The sequence below is a fragment of the Saccharothrix sp. NRRL B-16314 genome (assembly GCF_000716595.1).
Lineage (GTDB): Bacteria > Actinomycetota > Actinomycetes > Mycobacteriales > Pseudonocardiaceae > Actinosynnema.
Map to the genome: position 1 here is coordinate 247,506 of NZ_JNXC01000003.1, position 17,884 is coordinate 265,389.

A 17,884-nucleotide genomic window follows, 5' to 3' on the forward strand; every position below is an offset into this window, starting at 1 on the left:
GCAGTCGGGTCGGTCGAGTGTGAGGGGGCCGTGGTGCGGGGTGCGTTGCTCGTCGCGGGTACGACGTCGGACGCGGGGAAGAGCGTGCTGACCGCCGGTCTGTGCCGGTGGCTCACCCGGCGCGGGGTGCGGACGGCTCCGTTCAAGGCGCAGAACATGTCCAACAACTCGGTCGTGACGCGGGACGGCGGCGAGATCGGCCGCGCGCAGGCGCTCCAGGCCGCCGCGTGCGGGTTGGAGCCGAGCGTGCGGTTCAACCCGGTGCTGCTCAAGCCCGGCGGCGACCGCAGTTCGCAGGTCGTGGTGCTGGGCCGGGCCGTGGGCGAGGTGTCCGCGCTGTCCTACCGCGAGCGCAAGGCCGAGCTGCTCACCACCGTTCTCTCCACTTTGGACAGTCTGCGGGACGACTACGAGGTGGTGGTCTGCGAGGGCGCGGGGTCGCCGGCCGAGATCAACCTCAGGGCGAACGACATCGCGAACATGGGGCTGGCGCGGGCGGCGAACCTGCCGGTGATCGTGGTCGGCGACATCGACCGCGGCGGGGTGTTCGCGCACCTCTTCGGCACGCTGGCGCTGCTCGACCCGGCGGACCAGGCGCTGGTCGGCGGGTTCGTGGTGAACAAGTTCCGCGGTGACCCGGCGTTGCTGGAACCCGGCCTGCGGCAGCTCCGGGCGCTCACCGGGCGCCCGGTGCTCGGTGTGCTGCCGTGGCGGGAAGACCTGTGGCTGGACGCGGAGGACTCGTTGTCCTACGCGGCGGACGGCGTGATCGGTCGGCCGGAGCCACCGCGCGGCGACCAGTGGCTGCGGGTGGCCGTGGTGCGGCTGCCGCGGATCTCCAACGCCACCGACGTGGAGGCGTTGGCCTGCGAGCCCGGTGTGTCGGTGCGGTTCGTCACCGAGCCGTCCCGGTTGGCCGACGCGGACCTGGTGGTCGTGCCGGGTTCGAAGGCCACCGTCGACGACCTGCGCTGGCTGCGCGCCACGGGGCTCGCCGACGCGATCGCCGCGCACGACGGACCGGTGCTCGGCATCTGCGGTGGGTTCCAGATGCTCGGCCGGACCATCGAGGACGAGGTCGAGTCGCGCGCGGGCGCCGTGGACGGCTTGGGCCTGCTCGACGTGGACGTGCGGTTCCGGCCCGACAAGACCTTGCGGCAGCCGCACGGCGACGCGTTGGGCGAGTCCGTCACGGGCTACGAGATCCACCACGGCGTGGTCACCCGCAACGCCGAGCAGGGCTTGGTGACCCTGCCGGACGGCACGCCGGAAGGCGCCCTGCGCGGCCGTGTCGCCGGGACGCACTGGCACGGGTTGCTGGAGAACGACGCGTTCCGCCGGACGTTCCTGCGCTGGGCCGCCGGCCACGCGGGCCGGGACGGCTTCACCCCCGCACCGGACACGGACTTCGCCGGACGGCGGACCGCTCAGCTCGACCTCCTCGGTGACCTGGTCGCGGACCACCTGGACACCGACGCGGCGTGGGCGTTGCTGGAGAAGGGCGCTCCGCCGGGACTTCCGGTGATCCCTCCCGCCGGTGCGCCGCCGATCACGTGACGGCCTGCACCGCGGTGCGCGCGACCGGCAAGTCGCGCGAGGGTGCCACCGGTGGGCGGGGCCGTGTGGGCGATCCGGTGCTCGAAAGACGGTGCGGCTGCCCGGCCGGCAAGCCGGGTCGACCACCCGCGTCGTTTCATCGAGGACCGTGCGGACGCATCCGGGCGGTGAGTGGATCGTCGGAGGCCACAGCGGACGTCAGAGGTCCGAGTGGGCGTTGGACTTCGGTCTGCGGATGGACGTCAGAACCCGGCCTCGCAGCGGGGGGACAGGTGCAGTCGAGCTAGCACGTCACACCTCCGCTCACGGGTAGTCACACACTGAAGGTACCGGCGGCCACCCGGGGGATACGTCGCCCGTTCGGGGCATCACCGGTCATCGATCGGCTACCAGCACGGCCCACTCCGGCTCGGCGGCCTGCTCCACCCACCCCGCCGGCCACTTCCGCCGCACGTCCCGCGTGCGGGTGCGCGCGCCGGCGAGGGCAGCTGCCGTGTGCACGCCGAAGTCCGTCCCGCCCTCGAAAACCGCGCCCCGGAACACCGAGTCGCCGAACCGGACCCGCCGGAAGTCCGCCAGGTCGCGGAAGCACGTCTCCCGGAAGTCCGCGGTCCCGGTGAACTCCGTGCCGCGGAACGCCGCCGAGCCGACGAACGCGCTGCCCGCGAACGACGCCGACCGGACCCGCGCGTGGGTCAGGGTCAGCTTCACCAGCGTGGCGTTGGACAGGTCGAGCCCGATGTCGGCCCAGAACGCGTCGGGCCGGTCCGGCCGCAAGTGGGTGGCCAGCAGCCCGGCGGCGGTCTGCCGCACTTCCAGCTCCTGGTAGCGGTCCGCGTCGCGCGGCCCGACCCGTGCCCTGGCCCGCACCTCCGGCGGCGGGGTGAACGGCATCCGCAGGTACGCGCAGACCAGGTTGACGATCGTCTGCCGGTGCGCCGGGTTGTCCTGCGCCAGCCGCTCCAGCGCGTACAGCCCGGCCAGCCGCACTGGCGCCTTGTCGCTGCCCAACTGGTCGGCGGCCTTGCCGTACAGCTCGGTGACCCGGCGTTCGGTCGCGTCGTGGTCCTTCTGCACGAGGTCCAGCTCGGTGTACCGCTGGCGGCGCGCGGTGAGGAGCAACGCCGCCGCGCCGCCGGTGCCGAGCACGATGCCGGAGGCGGTGCGGACCACGTCCAGCCGCACACCGTCGCGCGGTTCGCCGGACCCGAGCGTGATCAGCAGGAGCACCACGGAGGTCGCCGCCACGACCGCCAACCCGATCGCCCAGAGCACGATGGTCCTGACCGACAGCACTCGGTGCTCCACGACCCACAGCTCATCGGACCGCCGCCGGGGCGTCAATCACCGAGGTGGGCGGTACCTGATCGGGCCGCTCGCGCCGCTTCACGGTGGTCGCGGCCATGCCGACGATCACGAGGGCGGCGGCGCCGAGGCGGATCGGGGTGACGGTCTCGTCCAACAGCAGCCAACCGGACAGCATCCCGGCCACCGGCACCAGCAACGCGAACGGGACGACGGCGCTCGCCTCGTAGGTCCGCAGCAGCAGGTTCCACAGCCCGAACCCGAGCAGCGTCGACACCCAGGCGATGAACAGGATCGAGCCGACACCCGTCCACGTCAGCCCGCGCAACGCCGCCAGGTCGGCGGCCGGTCCCTCGAACACCAGTGACAGCGCGAACAGCGGCAGCACGGCCACCGCGCTGACCCACACGATGAAGTTGAGCGGGTCCGGCGGCCGGGCGTACCGGGTGGCCACGTTCGCCAGGCCCCACGCCACCGCGCCGAGCACCACCAGCAGGAACGCCGAGAGGGGGCTGCTCACGCCGTAGTCGAACGCGATCACCACGATGCCCGCCGCCGCCACGCCCATCCCGATCAGCTGCACCGGCCGCGGCCGTTCGCGCAGCAGCACGGCCGCGAACAGCACCGTGAAGAACACCTGGCTCTGCAGCACCAGTGACGACAGACCCGCGGGCATCCCGGCGGCCATTCCGACGAACAACAACCCGAACTTGGCCACGCCGAGCGCCAGGGCGACCGCGACGACCCACTTCCACGCCACCTTGGGCCGTCCGACGAACCACAGCGCGGGCACGGCGGCGGCCAGGAACCGCAGCCCGGTGAAGAACAGCGGCGGGAAGTCGCGCAGGCCCACCTTGATGACGACGAAGTTGACGCCCCAGATGGTGGCGACGAGCACCGCGATCGCGACGTGGCGTGGTTTCACACCTCCGAGTCTCAGCGCCCAGATCGTTTAGCACTAGCGAAGATTGCTGAAGCTTTCAGTTTAGAATCGCTACATGTTGGATCTCGGACGCCTGCGCGCCCTGCACGCGGTCGCACGGCACGGCTCGGTCGGCGCGGCGGCCACGGCGCTGGGCTACACGCCGTCGGCGGTGTCGCAGCAGATCGCCAAGCTGGAGCGTGAGACCCGCACCACGCTGCTGGAACGCCGCGGGCGCGGGGTCGTGCTGACCGACGCGGCCCACCTGCTGGCCTCCACCGCGGGCCAGGTGCTGGCGCTGGTCGAGCACGCCGAGGTCGCGTTGGAGGAGCAGCGCGGCGCGGCCGTCGGCGAACTGCGCGTCGGCGCGTTCGCCACCGCCACGCGAGGTCTGATGCCCGCCACGCTCGTCCGCCTCGCCGAGCACCACCCGCAGCTCGACGTGCGGCTGGTGGAGCTGGACCCGCCCGACTGCCTGGAGCTGGTGGCACGCGGTGAGCTGGACCTGGCCGTCACGCACGACTGGGTCAACGCGCCGCTGGCCGTGCCGGAACCGGTGTCCCGGGTGCGGCTGGGCGAGGACGTCGCGGACGTGCTGCTGCCGGTCGACCACCCGTTGGCGCAGCGGGAGTCCGTCGTGCCGGACGACCTGGCCGGCGAGCGGTGGATCTGCCAGCCCGAGGGCACCATCTGCCACGACTGGCTGGTGAACACGTTCCGCGGCGCCGGCATGGAACCCGACCTGGCGTACCGGATCGCCGAGTACGAGACGCAGTTGGCGTTGCTGGCCAAGGGGATCGGCGTGGCGCTGCTGCCCAGGCTCGGCCGCGGCGCGCTGCCGGACTCGGTGCGCGCGGTGCCGTTCCGGCCGACGCCGACCCGTCGGGTGTTCGCGGTGTGGCGGACGCAGGCCACCCGCCGTCCCGCCGTCACCGCCACGCTCACGGCGTTGCAGGCCTGCTGGGACCTGCGCGAGACGGCCTGAGGGCTCAGTCCGTGTGACGCTCCAGCAGGTCCTCCAGGAAGGCGCCCGCTTCGGCGGCGGCACGGGCCGGGTCGCGGTCGCGCACGGCGTCGAGCAGGCCGGTGTGCGAGACGTGGTCGTCCTCGTGGTCGGTGTCCACGGTGGCCGTGATGCTCGCCCGGACCGCCTCGGTGAGCCCCTGGTACAGCTCGGCCAGCAGGGTGTTGTGCGAGCACTGGACGAGCATCACGTGGAAGGCGGCGTCCCGTTCGACCAGCCGGCTCCAGTCCTTGGCGGCCAGCGCTTCGTCCCGTTCGGCGAGGAGCACCTCGAGTCTGCGCAGCTCGTCGTCCGTGCGGTGGGTCGCGGCGAGCCGGGCGCCCTCGACCTCCAGCGTCCGGCGGACCTGGAGGACTTCCCGCAGCTCGCTGCCGCACATCCGGCGGACCGCGCCGGACAGCTCACTGGTGGCGCGGACGAACGTGCCGTCGCCTTGGCGCACTTCGAGCAGGCCGGCGTGGGACAGCGCGCGCACCGCCTCCCGCACGGTGTTGCGGCCCACACCCAGCGCGGTGACCAGCTCGGGTTCCGGTGGGATCCGGCGGCCGACGGGCCATTCACCGGCGGCGATCGCAGCCCGCATCTGGTCGATCACCTGGTCGACGAGTCCGGCCCGCCGAGTAGTGGCCAACGGCACAGCATCATCCTTTCATCCGGACATCCCATGTCTGAGACAGTAGTCGGGTGGCAACCCAGCAGACCAAGTCAGACCGGTCACCTTCGACTGACCACATTGCCACTGATCGTGGTGCCACCGCGACGATCGAGGCGCATCGTGGCGGTACCGCGACCGGTGCGGTGCGTCGGAATCGCCAAGTTGCCCTGGTCGGCAGCACCCTGCTGGCGATCGGCGTAGCCCTGGCCGCGGCCAACCTCCGCCCCGCCGTCACGAGCCTCGCCGCCGTGCTGGGCGACGTGCGCGCGTCCCTGGGCGTCTCGACGGCGTGGACGAGCCTGCTGACGGCCGTGCCGACGGTGTGCTTCGGGATCGCGGCGTTCCTCGCGCCGTGGCTGGGGCGGCGGTTGGGCATGGCGCGCGCGGTGGCGTTGTCGTTGCTGGTGCTGACCGTCGGCCTGGTGCTGCGGGTCGTGGACGGACCGGTGGCGGTGCTCGGCGGCACGTTCATCGCGTGCGCGGGCATCGCGGTGTGCAACGTGCTGATCCCGGTGGTCGTGAAGGAATCGTTCCCCGGCCGGGTCGGGCTGGTGACGGGCGTCTACACGGCGGCCCTCGCCGCGGGCGCGGCTCTCGGCGCGGCGTTCACGCCCGGTCTGGAATCCACCTTCGGCTCGTGGCGACTGGCCGTCGGCGCCTGGGCGTTCCTGTCGCTGGCGGCGCTGGTGGTGTGGTCGGCCGCAGCCCGACACGGCTTCTCCGCCCGTCCGACCGCACACCGTCCCGTGGCGGTCCGGTCGCTCTTCCGCAGCCCGCTGGCATGGGTGATCACGGTGTTCTTCGGCTTGCAGTCGCTGCTCGCCTACACCGTGATGGGCTGGCTGCCGCAGATCCTCGGTGACGCGGGCGTGGACCGGACGACCGCCGGCCTGCTCCTCGCGATCACGATGGTGCTCGGTGTCCCGGTGAGCCTGATCGTCCCGCCGCTCGCGGCACGGCGTCCCGGCCAGTCCGGTCTGGTGCTGGCCCTGGGTGTGCCGGCGATCCTCGGGGTGCTCGGCCTGGCCCTCGCACCCGCCGCCGCGCCCGGCCTGTGGGTGGTCCTGGTCGGCCTGGGCATGGGCATGTTCCCGCTGGCACTGGTGATGATCTCGCTGCGCACGACGTCCGGCGCGGACACCGCCCGGCTGTCCGCGATGGCGCAGAGCATCGGCTACCTGATCTCGGCCACCGGGCCGTTCGCGTTCGGCGTGCTGCGCGGTGCGACGGGCACGTGGACTCTGTCGATGCTCGTCCTGGCCGCCCTGCTGGCCGTCCTGACCACCCTCGGCTGGATCGCCGGCCGCCCCCGCACGGTGTAGCTGATAACACCTCACGAGTTCGCTGCGATGTGCCGGTTACAGACCTGAACGGGAGATCCCGGCCGCACGAGGGGTACGGCCGGGCCTCCCGTCCACTCAGTGCCGGCTCAGCCGTTCAGCGGCAGGTTGAGCAGGGCGTTCTCGATCACCTCGGGCATGGCCGGGTGGATCCAGTACTGGCCGCGCGCCATCGACTTCGCGTCCAGGCCGAAGCTCATGGCCTGGATCACCGGCTGGATCACGCTCGACGCCTGCGGCCCGATGACGTGCGCGCCGAGGATCAACCCGGTGTCGGGGTCGGCCAGGACCTTCGCGAAGCCCGTGGTGTCCTCCATCGCCCAGCCGTACGCGATGGACGCGTAGGCCTGCGCCGCCGCCACGTACCGCACCCCGCGCTCGACGGCCTGCTCCTCGGTCAACCCGACCGACGCCACCTGCGGCGACGAGAAGACCGCGGCGGGCACGAAGCGGTGGTCCGAGGCGATCGGCTCGTCCGGGTGCAGCAGGTTGTGCTGCACGACCCGCGCCTCGTGGTTGGCCACGTGCTTGAGCTGGTACTCCGAGCTGACGTCACCCATCGCGTACACGCCCTCGACGGACGTCCGCTGGTACTCGTCCACGGCGATCCGGCCGTCCGGGTGCACCGCCACACCGGCGGCGGGCAGGTCCAGCAGGTCCGAGTTCGGCGTCCGGCCGACCGCGACGAGCAGTTCCTCGGACTCCACGACCTCCGCGCCGTTCGGCCCCTCCAGGTGCAGCCGCACCACGCCGTCCGCGCGCTCGGCCCGCACCGCCTTGCGCTTGAGCCGCACGTCCCACTTCTCGGACGCGACCTGCGTGAACCGGGCGGCGACCTCCCGGTCCTCGTGCCGCAGCAGCAGGTCGGACCGCGCGATCAGGGTCACCGCGACCCCGAACGACGAGAACACGTGCGCGAACTCGGCCGCCACGAACCCGCTGCCCAGGATGGTCATCCGGGCGGGCAGGGCGTCGAGGCGCATGATCGTGTCGCTGGTGTGGTAGCCGACCTCGTCGAGGTCCGCCACGTCCGGCACGGTCGGGCGGCTGCCCGCGGCCAGCACGAACCGGTCGCCGGTGATCACCTCGCCGGTGCCGGTGTCCAGGGTCTTCGGGCCGGTGAACCGGGCCGTGCCCGCGAACACGGTGACGTTCGCGTTCTCCTCGGCCCGCCAGCGGCGCCCGCCCTCGGAGATGGGGTCGATGCGCCCGAAGATCCGGTCGCGCACGTCCGTCCACCGGACGCCGTCGAGGTGCGCGTCCACGCCGAGCCGCGCGCCCGAGCCGGGTGCGGCGGCGACGTCCGCGGTGTGCACGAACATCTTGGTGGGGATGCACCCGACGTTCAGGCACGTGCCGCCGAACACGCCTTTCTCGACGATCGCGATGTTCCAGCCGGCGAACCGCTCGTCCGCGATGGAGTTGCCGGAACCGGTGCCGATGATGACCAGGTCGAAGTGCCTCACGTCGTGCTGCAACCCACGACGTGAGGCGATCATTCCCGAACCGCGCGTCCGGTCAGTGCGCGTACGTCGGCACCAGGACGGCGCGGGCCAGCGTGTGGAACGCCAGGTTGAAGCCGACCACGGCCGGTGACGAGTCTCCGTCCACGTCCAGCGCCTCCACGTCCACCGCGTGCACCACGAAGCAGTACCGGTGCACCTGGTCGCCGGGCGGCGGCGCGGCACCGCCGAACGCCCGCGTGCCGAAGTCGTTGCGGACGTGGAACGCGCCGTCGGGCAGCGTGTCGTCGGAGGCGCCCGCGCCGGTGTCCAGCGAGGTCACCGACGCCGGGATGTTCACCGCGACCCAGTGCCAGAAGCCGGACGGGATCGGCGCGTCGGGGTCGAAGCACGTCACGACGAAGCTCTTCGTCCCGTCCGGGAACCCGGTCCAGCTCAGTTGGGGCGAGGTGTTGCCGCCCTCGAACACGTGTGCCTGCGCCAGCGCCTGGCCATCGGCCACGTCGGTCGAGTCGACCGTGAACGACGCCACCCGGGGCAGCAGCGAGTAGGGGTCGGGAGCGGTGGGGCGCTCGAGGCTCATCAGGTCCTCCACTCGTGATCTTGCGGGACCCGCAGGACCTTATCGCCGGCACTTCCGGGCCGCAGGGCAACCAGAGTGATCCGCGTGGCGTCTCATGCCCCGTGAACGTCACCCGATCGGGTGACAAAGTTCGAGGGGACACGGATGAGACCCAGGGCGATGGCGATGGCGTTGGCAGCGGTCGTCGCGGTGGCGTGCGCACCACAGCCGGAAGCACGGCCGCCGGCGACGACGACCACCACGACAACGGCGACGACCACCACCACGACCACACCGCCGACGGCCTTGCCGGGTCCGGGCGGCACCACGGTCCCCGTCTTCCAGCCGCCGTACGCCTTCGGGACACCCCAACAGCACGTGCCGCCGACCGTCGACGGGCTGGTGCCGGTGGTCCGCCGGATCGAGACCGACCGGCCGTACGTGTTCATCACCGTCGACGACGGCGCGGTCCGCCACCCCGCCGCGCTGGAGCTGATGCGCAAGAGCGGCGTCGAGCCGACGCTCTTCCTCAACTCCAAGCACGTCGACGGCCACGCCGACTACTTCAAGACCTTCCAGGGCGCCGCACGGGTGCACGCGCACACCGCGACCCACCCCGACCTCACCGGCACCTCGTACGACTTCCAGCGCGGGGAGATCTGCGGCAACGCCGACCTGCTCCGCGGGCAGCTGGGCGCGCAGCCGAAGCTGTTCCGCCCGCCGTTCGGGAACTTCGACCACACCACCCGCCGGGCCGCCGCCGACTGCGGGTTCACCGCGCTGGTCATGTGGACCGCGGCCGTCAACGACGGTGTCGTGCAGTTCCAGGCGGGCGGCCGGCTGAACCCCGGCGACATCGTGCTGATGCACTTCCGGACCACGTTCGTGGAGGACTTCCTCGCCTTCCTCGAACGCTGCAAGCTCGACGGCGTCACCCCCGTCGTGCTGGAGGACTTCCTGGCGGACCGCGACGCCATCGCGTGACACCTCCTTGCCGCGCCGTGAAGTCGTGGTGAACGTCCGGTGATCGCCCGGTCCGCGGTCGGTCCGCCGACCGAGAATTCGGTGTGCAGGTGCTGCGTTCCGCGTTGGACTTCCTGGGTGGACCGGGCCCGGTGCTGCTCGCGATCGGCTTGCTGTTCGCCGCTCCGGTCATCGACCGGCTCTTCGTGCGCCGCAAGAGGCTCGGGTTCCGCGTGCTCTACAACTCCAAGATCGGTCTCGGGCCGGAACAGCTGCACGACGGCACCGACCCGAACTCGCCGCAGCTGCGCGAGCTGGTGCGGGTGCTGGACCGGATGAGCATCGTCGTGGTCCGGGTGCGCAACACGGGCACCTACGACATCGACGGCGGCGACTTCGCCCAACCGCTGACGTTCACCTTCGGCGACCGGATCGTGTGGAACGCCAGGGTGTCCGAGGCGGGGTCGGACGAGCTGAAGGACGAGGTCCGGCGCAGCCTCCAGTTCTTCGGCACCGGTCCCGACCCCCGGGAAGCCGACTCCAAGGAGTCCTCGCGGGCGTCGCTGCCGACGGTGCGGGCGCGGATGGCGCAGCGGGTGGCCCGGTGGGGTGGGCTGGCGGTGGCCGCGGACCCGCCGGGCGAGCCGGTGTGGCACGGGGTGCGGCTGGAGAACCTCACGGTGCGGCGCAAGCAGAAGTTCAAGCTGCTGGTGGTGCTGCGCGAGCCGGACGGCAACCCGACGGGCGAGCTCGGCAAGGACGTGAAGATCGTCGGCGACCTCGCCGGCGCGGGCATCGTGCACGACGAGCGCCCGGAACGGCTGCTCACCCTGCCCCGGCTCACCGGTGGCCTGGCCGCGCTGCTCGCGGCCGTCCTGGTGCTGGTGCTGGCGCTGCCGCCGGATTCGAACGACGCGACGGTGGCGTGCGCGTCGGGCACGTTGCGGGTGGAGGGGTCGAGCGTGTTCATGCCGACCATGGCCGCCATCGCCGACCAGTACGAGCAGGCGTGCCCCGGCGCGACCGTCACCACGTCCGCGACCGGCAGCATCCAGGGCGTGCGCGAGGTCGTCGGTGGCGAAGAGGGCCTGGTGGCGCTGTCCGACGGCAAGCAGGCCGTGGAGGGCGTCTTCACGCAGCAGCTCGCGATCGTGGTCTACCACGTGGTGGTGCACGGCTCGGTCGGGCTGGACACCATCACGGTGGAGCAGCTGCGCGCCATCTACGCGGGCGCCTACACGGACTGGAGCCAGCTGCGCGGCGGTGCGCCGTTGCCCATCCGGATCGTCGGCCGGGGCGGTGAGTCGGGGACGCGGGAGCTGTTCGAGCAGCGGGTCCTGGGTACGAGCGAGAGCGCGTTGTCCTCCAACGACTGCCGGGCGAAGGACCGCGCGCCGGACGCGCCGGTGATCCGGTGCGAGCGGGATGAGAACGCCGACGTGGTGCGGGAGATCGGGGCGGTGGAGGGCGCGATCGGGTACGCCGACGCGCCGTCCGTGGCGGAGGCCCGCAAGACGAACGCGCTGACCGCGTTGTCGTTGGACGGCAAGGTGTTCGACGCGGCGGTGGGCGTGGAGGCGGGCTACCCGTTCTGGACGGTGGAGTACCTGTACGCGCGGTCGGAGCCGGCCGCGGACTCGCCGGCGGGCCGGTTCCTCAAGTACGCGCGGGAGCACGACGGCGCGCGGGTGCGGATGAAGGACGCCGGGTACCTGCCCTGCATGACCGCAGACGGCGCGCCGCTGGACCTGTGCAACCTGCGTTAACGGGGTAAGAGCACGGTGATCTGGAAGCCCCGGGTGCCTTCGTGGGTGACGATGGCCTGGCACAGCGCCGGCCCGGTGTTCGCGCGCCACTCCTCGACGACCTGCCCGTAGCGGCGGCCCATGGCGTGCGTGAGGCGGCCGACGGGTCGCCCGCCCACCAGCACTTCGAGGGTGTGCTCACCCTGGTGGGTGCCCTTGGTGATCACGCAGTCCCGGAGTTCGGCCACGACGTCCGTCGGCGGCGTGGGCGCGAGCAGGGCCAGCACGTCCTGGTACCGCTCCTCGCCGGTCACGGTGACCGAGTGCTCCGCGGGCAACGTCCCGGGTCCGGCCGCGGCCTCCACGAGGGGCTTCTTGTGCTGCTTGACCAAGCCGAACGCCACCAGCACGACCAGGACGCCGCCCACGACGAACCCGGCGGTTCCCAAGGCGATGGTGAGGATCAGCCCCACGACCCCGACCAGCAGGACGACGGACTCCGGCGACGGTTCGGCGCGTTGTGACTTCACTGGGTGGTTCCCTGCGGTCCGGCGGCTCATGGTCCCCCTGTCGGCCCGCCGGGCGGATCCGTTTCCGACGTCGCCCGATCGGCGCAACGGCGAAACCCCGGCCGACACGTGGTCGACCGGGGTTGCACCGGGAACGCACCGGGACCGTCAGGCGGCCACCGCGGCGGTCGCCCCGGCCGGTTCCAACGCCAGGTCCAGCACCTCGCGCACGTCGCCGACCAAATGCACGGTCAGCTCCGCCAGCACCGACTCCGGCACCTCGTCCAGGTCGGGCTCGTTGCGCTGCGGCAGCAGCACGGTGGTGATGCCCGCACGGTGCGCGGCCAGCAGCTTCTGCTTGACCCCGCCGATCGGCAGCACCCGCCCGGTCAGCGACACCTCGCCGGTCATCGCCACGTCCGCCCGCACCGGGCGCCCGGACAGCAGCGACGCCAACGCCGTCGTCATCGTCACGCCCGCCGACGGCCCGTCCTTCGGCACCGCGCCCGCCGGCACGTGGATGTGCACCCCGCGCTCCGCCAACGCCTCGGCGCGGGCGTCGTTCGACCGCAGGTACGACAACGCGATCTGCGCCGACTCCTTCATCACGTCACCGAGCTGACCGGTCAGCGTGACGCCGGCCGCACCCGTGCCCGACGACGCCAGCGACGCCTCGACGAACAGCACGTCACCGCCCGCGCCGGTGACCGCGAGGCCCGTCGCCACACCGGGCACCGCCGTCCGCTCGGCCGATTCCGGCGTGTGCTTGGGCGATCCCAGGTAGCCGCGCAGGTCGGGCACGTCCACCGTCACCGGCAGCTCGGCCTCGTCCAGCGCGACGCGTGCCGTGACCTTCCGCAGGATTCGCGCCAGCGAGCGCTCCAACTGCCGCACGCCCGCCTCACGCGTGTACTCGCCCGCCAGCTTCCGCAGCGACTCCTCGGTCACCGTGACGTCGTCGGACGTGAGCCCCGCCCGCTCGACCTGCCGCGGCAGCAGGTGGTCGCGGCCGATGACGACCTTCTCGTCCTCGGTGTAACCGTCCAGCCGCACCAGTTCCATCCGGTCGAGCAGCGGGCCGGGGATGGACTCCAGCACGTTGGCCGTGGCCAGGAACACCACGTCCGACAGGTCCAGCTCGACCTCCAGGTAGTGGTCGCGGAACGTGTGGTTCTGCGCCGGGTCGAGCACCTCCAGCAGTGCCGCGGTCGGGTCGCCCCGGTAGTCCGCGCCGACCTTGTCGATCTCGTCCAGCAGCACGACCGGGTTCATCGAACCGGCCTCGGAGATCGCCCGTACGATCCGGCCCGGCAACGCGCCGACGTACGTGCGCCGGTGGCCGCGGATCTCCGCCTCGTCCCGCACACCGCCCAGCGCGACCCGGACGAACTTGCGGCCCATGGCCCGCGCGACCGACTCGCCCAGCGACGTCTTGCCCACGCCGGGCGGCCCGACCAGCGCGAGCACCGCGCCGGAACGCCGTCCGCCCACGACACCCAGGCCGCGGTCTTCCCGCCGGCGCCGCACCGCCAGGTACTCGGTGATGCGCTCCTTCACGTCGTCCAGCCCGGCGTGGTCGGCGTCCAGCACGGCCCGCGCGCCCGCGATGTCGTACGACTCCTCGGTGCGCTCGTTCCACGGCAGCTCCAGCACCGTGTCCAGCCACGTCCTGATCCAGCCGACCTCGGGCGACTGCTCGGACGTCCGCTCCAGCTTGTCGACCTCGGCCAGCGCCGCCTTGCGCACGTTGTCCGGCAGGTCCGCGCCCTCGACCCGGGCCCGGTAGTCCTGCTCCTCGGTGGCGGGCTTGCCGTCCAGCTCGGCCAGTTCCTTGCGGATCGCGGCCAGCTGTTGGCGCAGCAGGAACTCCCGCTGCTGCTTCTCCACGCCTTCCTTGACGTCCTTGCGGATCGTCTCGGCCACGTCCAGCTCGGTCAGGTGCTCGCGGCCCCACTCCAGCAGCTTCTCCAGCCGCTCCGCGACGTCGCTGGTCTCCAGCAGCCAGACCTTCCGGGTGTCGTCCAGGTACGAGGCGTACCCGGCGAGGTCGGCCAGCGCGGACGGGTCGTCCACCTGCTGCACCGAGTCGACCACCTGCCACGCGCCGCGCTGCTGGAGGATCGTGGTGACCAGCGCCCGGTACTCGCGGGCCAGCTCGCGGGTGCGGTCGTCCACCGGCGGCTCGTCGGCCACCGTCGCCTCCACCCACAGCGCCGCGCCCGGCCCGGTCGTGCCGGTGCCGATGCGGACCCGGTCCGTGCCGCGCACGACGGCCGCGCGCTCGCCGCCGGAGAGCCGGCCGACCTGCTCGATCACCGCCAGCGTGCCGACCTTCGCGTACTTGCCGTCGAGCCTGGGCACCAGCAGCACCTGCGACCGGCCGCCTGTTGCCTCACCGCCTGTTGCCTCACTTCCGGCTGCCTCACCGGCGGCCGTCGCGGCCTCGATCGCGGCGCGGGCCTCGGCGGTGGCGTCCGAGCCGCTGAGGCGGATCGGCACGACCATGCCCGGCAGCACGACCACGTCGTCCAGCGGCAGCACCGGCAGCGCCAACGTCTCGCCCATGATCCCTCCAAAGTTGAGTCTGACTGGCTCAACCAAGGTGAGCGCGGGATTGTTTCCGGCTGGTGTTCGCCCTGAGCGAGCACCCCGGTCGCAGTCCGTCCCGAAAGTCCGTGGACCGGTTGCGCCGCGTGTACACGCAGACGAAGGCCGAGGCGTTCGCCCTGTTCCAGGAGATGTACGCCCAGCAGCCGGAGAAGGCGGAGCTCGCCAGGGTGGAGATCATGCAGGCGGTGGCGCAGGTGCTGCCGGAGGAGGGCGTGGACGCGACTGCGCTGGCCGCAGACTTCCGCACCCTCTACCCGAACGCCAAGAAGGTCGAGGCGTTCGTCCTGCCGGCGGCCGAGCCGGGCGCGGAGGAGTGCCCGGCGGACGGCGAGTGGCCGACCGGCTGACGCTCCTGGCAGGGTTGCGCCGGGTGGGCGCGAGCGTCCATTCGGGGGTTGTGCCGGGTCGGCCCCACCGGAACGATCACGCAGTCGACTGACGAGGAGATGTGTGCGCATGGAGCAGGCGAGCTGGGTTCCGTCATCCGTGGACCTGGACCGGCCGAGCGCGGCCCGGATGTACGACTACTTCCTGGGCGGGTCGCACAACTTCGCGGTGGACCGCGAGGCGGCCAAGTCGGTCGAGCAGATCTTCCCCGGCATGTCCGGTGCCGCGCGGGCCAACCGCTCGTTCCTCCGCCGGGCCGTGCGGTACCTGCTGTCCCAGGGCATCGACCAGTTCCTGGACCTCGGATCGGGCATCCCGACCGTCGGCAACGTGCACGAGATCGCCCAGCAGTCCAACCCGGACGCGCGGGTCGTGTACGCCGACGTCGAGCCCGTCGCGGTCGCCCACAGCACCGCCCTGCTCGCGGACAACCCGCTCGCCGTGGCCATCCAGGGCGACCTCCGCGACCCGGACTCGGTGCTGGGCAGCGAAGAGGTCCGCGCGATGCTCGACTTCGACCGGCCCATCGGCCTGCTGATGGTCGCCGTGCTGCACTTCGTGCCGGACTCGGACGAGCCGCACCAGGCCATCGCCCGGTACCGCGACGCGCTCGCGCCGGGCAGTTTCGTGGCCATCTCGCACGGCAGCTGGGACGGCGTGACGCAGGAGGAGCAGCGGAGCGGCGAGAAGGTCAACGCCATCTACAGCCGCACCGACAGCCCGCTGGTGCTGCGCTCGGGTGAGGAGGTCGCCGCCTTCTTCACCGGCCTGGACGTCGTGGAGCCCGGTGTCGTGCCGCTGTCGGACTGGCGGCGTGACTCGGACGACGCCTTCATCAACGCGTACGCCGGGGTGGGTCGCAAGCCGTAGCACCCGACGGTGCCTGTGCGACCGTCATTCCGGTGGGGTCAGGCGCAGGTCGGGGTCGACGGGTGGTTCGCCGTCGAACGGGTCGCGGGGGATCGCGTCGAGCGCGTCCAGCGTGAGCCCGATCTCGCGCGCGTTCGGGTCGGTGTCCGGCGGTGTGGTGAACCAGCCGTGCAGGTCCTCGGGGATGCGGTAGCGGGCGGTCAGGTCGCGGTAGAGGTCGGCGCGTTCGCCGGACTGCTCGGCGAGCTGCCGGTACTCCCGCATGGCCAGCCGCATCCTGATCCAGCGGTAGCGGTCGGTCTTGGTGGCGTCGTCCTCGGTAAACCGGGTGCGCAGCAGCCGTCCCGCCTTCGCGCCCCGCTCGGCCAGCGCGAGGATCGTCTCCGGGCGCATGAACAGGTTCGTGCCGCCTTCCAGCGCGCCGACGCGGACGTGCGCGATCCGGCCGCGGTAGCCGGGGAGGGCGGACTGCGTGGTGTCGCGCCAGCCCAGCATGGTGTCGAGGATCGCCGTGGCGAAGTGCCGGACCAGCCCGATGCCGCGCCACGGCGTGCCGCTGGTGGACGCGTCCTGCTCGGGCAGCCACACGTCCTGCTCGTCGCCCGGCGGGTAGGACTGGAGGCTCAGCCCGAACGTCGGCCAGCGGGGGAGCAGGTTGTCGAAGAAGTGGATCGGGAAGTTGCTGGTGATGCCGCCGTCGGAGAACCAGTGCACGCGCGGCTCCGGTTCGGCGCGCACCAGCGGGACCGCCGCGATCAGGCCGGGCAGCGGCATGCTCATCCGCACGGCCAGCGCGACCGGCAGGTCCCGCGGCAGCACGTTGACGGTGTCGGCGGGGTGCAGCGGGCAGCGGTGGTCGGTGGCTTCGGTGCCCAGCTTGGCCACGATCCGTTGCGGTAGAACGGTTTCCAGGCAGGTGGGGCAGAACAGCCACGCGGCGGGCGGGTCGGTGAACGGCAGTCGGTAGGGGCGGCCCTCGGACAGGTCGGTGGTCATCAGCACGAGGTTCGTGGTCAGGTCGGCGAACGTGAGGTCCGCCGTGCCGGACAGGTCGTCCAGCCGTTCCGCGACCCAGTCGCTCAACGGCGGCACACCGGTCGACTCGGGCACGCCGCAGCGGCGGTCCCAGAAGTTGGGCTTGAAGGTTCCCGTGCCGGGGACCAGTCCGAAGTGGATGGTCGTGGCCATGCGGTCGAGGAACCGCTTCGCGCTCAAGCCGTACGTGACCACGACGGCGCTGACGAACGCGAACCCGAGCACCAGCCACCACACCGCGGCGGTGGCCGCGCTCGCCAGGCTCGGCGCCGTCCACCGGGTGCCGAGGGCGACCGGGATCAGCGGGAGGACGAGGAGCAGCGCGGTGCCGATGCGCCGCAGCCACGCGTCCCGGCCCTTCGGGAGGATTCTCAACACGATCGAGGCCACGGCGATCAGGACGACGACCGTGAGCCCGACCAGTGCCCACGTCGGCGTCGAACCCCACTCGATCGCGTGGAACCAGAGTGTCGGCCCGGTCAGCCACAACGCCAGGGCTAAGCCGAGGAAGAGGCGCGCACGCCACCCGATCGCGCTGATCAGGGCGAGGAGCATGCAGGTCAGCGCACTCCGACCGGTCGAGTCGCGGCGCTGCATCGAGGCCGCCACGATCCGGTACAGCTTGCGGGTGTGCTCGCTGGGTTGGAAGAGCTGCGCCATCCGCCAGCCGGGCGCGGCGAACCAGTCGACGACCTCCTTGAGCTTCCGGAACCCGCCCTGGTCGCGCCCCTTCTCGGCGGCGGCCGTGAACGCGGCCCCGATGGCGCCCGCCGAAGCCCCGCCCAACGAGCGGAAGCGGTAGTGCTCGGCCAACTCCACAACGGCCCACGGGTACACGACGCCGCTCGTCGCCCCGCCCCGCATCGTCAGGTCGCAGTACCGGTTGAAGTCCTCGGCCATGGCGAACCTCCCGGCCTCCATGGTCTCGCCGTGACGG

At 72.0% G+C, this 17,884-nt stretch carries 15 protein-coding genes; 7 read left to right on the plus strand and 8 right to left on the minus strand.

The window, feature by feature from the left end; all coding sequences use genetic code 11:
• Nucleotides 1-33 precede the first annotated feature (33 nt).
• Nucleotides 34-1,557: a cobyric acid synthase gene (locus OQ02_RS08210; RefSeq protein WP_033437979.1), complete on the plus strand. Its 1,524-nt coding sequence runs from the start codon at nucleotides 34-36 to the stop codon at nucleotides 1,555-1,557.
• 375 nt (nucleotides 1,558-1,932) lie between these two features.
• Here the strand turns inward: OQ02_RS08210 and OQ02_RS08215 are convergent, their stop codons facing one another.
• Together OQ02_RS08215 and OQ02_RS08220 are read right to left on the minus strand one after the other, a co-directional pair.
• Nucleotides 1,933-2,865: a pentapeptide repeat-containing protein gene (locus tag OQ02_RS08215; protein WP_231499913.1), complete on the minus strand. Its 933-nt coding sequence runs from the start codon at nucleotides 2,863-2,865 to the stop codon at nucleotides 1,933-1,935.
• Nucleotides 2,866-2,875: 10 nt separating this feature from the next.
• A complete protein-coding gene (locus OQ02_RS08220) occupies nucleotides 2,876-3,787 on the minus strand; it encodes an EamA family transporter (protein WP_033437654.1) in 912 nt (303 codons plus the stop codon).
• Between the two features lie 73 nt (nucleotides 3,788-3,860).
• Here OQ02_RS08220 and OQ02_RS08225 point away from each other — a divergent pair, with 73 nt between their 5' ends.
• On the plus strand, nucleotides 3,861-4,769 hold the full coding sequence (locus OQ02_RS08225; RefSeq protein WP_033437655.1) for a LysR family transcriptional regulator: 909 nt from the start codon (nucleotides 3,861-3,863) through the stop codon (nucleotides 4,767-4,769).
• 4 nt (nucleotides 4,770-4,773) lie between these two features.
• Here the strand turns inward: OQ02_RS08225 and OQ02_RS08230 are convergent, their stop codons facing one another.
• Nucleotides 4,774-5,445 (minus strand): FadR/GntR family transcriptional regulator, encoded by a 672-nt coding sequence (locus OQ02_RS08230; RefSeq protein ID WP_033437656.1) that lies wholly within the window; start codon nucleotides 5,443-5,445, stop codon nucleotides 4,774-4,776.
• A 161-nt stretch (nucleotides 5,446-5,606) separates the two neighbouring features.
• On the opposite strand from OQ02_RS08230, the gene OQ02_RS08235 reads away from it, so the two are divergent.
• The gene (locus tag OQ02_RS08235) at nucleotides 5,607-6,785 is read left to right on the plus strand and encodes an MFS transporter (protein WP_033437657.1); all 1,179 of its coding nucleotides are present in this window, start codon (nucleotides 5,607-5,609) and stop codon (nucleotides 6,783-6,785) included.
• A 107-nt stretch (nucleotides 6,786-6,892) separates the two neighbouring features.
• Here OQ02_RS08235 and OQ02_RS08240 read toward each other — a convergent pair whose 3' ends face one another.
• Together OQ02_RS08240 and OQ02_RS08245 are read right to left on the minus strand one after the other, a co-directional pair.
• The gene (locus OQ02_RS08240) at nucleotides 6,893-8,269 is read right to left on the minus strand and encodes a mycothione reductase (RefSeq protein WP_033437981.1); all 1,377 of its coding nucleotides are present in this window, start codon (nucleotides 8,267-8,269) and stop codon (nucleotides 6,893-6,895) included.
• A gap of 52 nt (nucleotides 8,270-8,321) precedes the next feature.
• Nucleotides 8,322-8,849, minus strand: a complete 528-nt coding sequence (locus tag OQ02_RS08245; RefSeq protein ID WP_033437982.1) for a YbhB/YbcL family Raf kinase inhibitor-like protein — start codon at nucleotides 8,847-8,849, stop codon at nucleotides 8,322-8,324.
• Nucleotides 8,850-8,993: 144 nt separating this feature from the next.
• Between OQ02_RS08245 and OQ02_RS08250 the strand changes: the two genes are divergently transcribed.
• Nucleotides 8,994-9,812: a polysaccharide deacetylase family protein gene (locus OQ02_RS08250; protein ID WP_063747027.1), complete on the plus strand. Its 819-nt coding sequence runs from the start codon at nucleotides 8,994-8,996 to the stop codon at nucleotides 9,810-9,812.
• Between the two features lie 83 nt (nucleotides 9,813-9,895).
• Complete coding sequence (locus OQ02_RS46635) at nucleotides 9,896-11,557, plus strand: PstS family phosphate ABC transporter substrate-binding protein (protein WP_269321598.1); 1,662 nt, start codon at nucleotides 9,896-9,898, stop codon at nucleotides 11,555-11,557.
• Here OQ02_RS46635 and OQ02_RS08260 read toward each other — a convergent pair.
• Both OQ02_RS08260 and lon read right to left on the minus strand, forming a co-directional pair.
• A complete protein-coding gene (locus tag OQ02_RS08260) occupies nucleotides 11,554-12,066 on the minus strand; it encodes a hypothetical protein (RefSeq protein WP_033437658.1) in 513 nt (170 codons plus the stop codon). The genes OQ02_RS46635 and OQ02_RS08260 overlap by 4 nt on opposite strands.
• Nucleotides 12,067-12,213: 147 nt before the next feature.
• Nucleotides 12,214-14,610 (minus strand): endopeptidase La, encoded by a 2,397-nt coding sequence (gene lon, locus OQ02_RS08265; RefSeq protein WP_033437659.1) that lies wholly within the window; start codon nucleotides 14,608-14,610, stop codon nucleotides 12,214-12,216.
• Between the two features lie 62 nt (nucleotides 14,611-14,672).
• Here lon and OQ02_RS08270 point away from each other — a divergent pair, with 62 nt between their 5' ends.
• Both OQ02_RS08270 and OQ02_RS08275 read left to right on the plus strand, forming a co-directional pair.
• Complete coding sequence (locus tag OQ02_RS08270) at nucleotides 14,673-15,002, plus strand: hypothetical protein (RefSeq protein ID WP_033437660.1); 330 nt, start codon at nucleotides 14,673-14,675, stop codon at nucleotides 15,000-15,002.
• Between the two features lie 109 nt (nucleotides 15,003-15,111).
• Nucleotides 15,112-15,912: an SAM-dependent methyltransferase gene (locus OQ02_RS08275; RefSeq protein WP_033437661.1), complete on the plus strand. Its 801-nt coding sequence runs from the start codon at nucleotides 15,112-15,114 to the stop codon at nucleotides 15,910-15,912.
• A gap of 24 nt (nucleotides 15,913-15,936) precedes the next feature.
• Here the strand turns inward: OQ02_RS08275 and OQ02_RS08280 are convergent, their stop codons facing one another.
• A complete protein-coding gene (locus OQ02_RS08280) occupies nucleotides 15,937-17,868 on the minus strand; it encodes a patatin-like phospholipase family protein (protein ID WP_033437662.1) in 1,932 nt (643 codons plus the stop codon).
• Nucleotides 17,869-17,884: the final 16 nt, after the last annotated feature.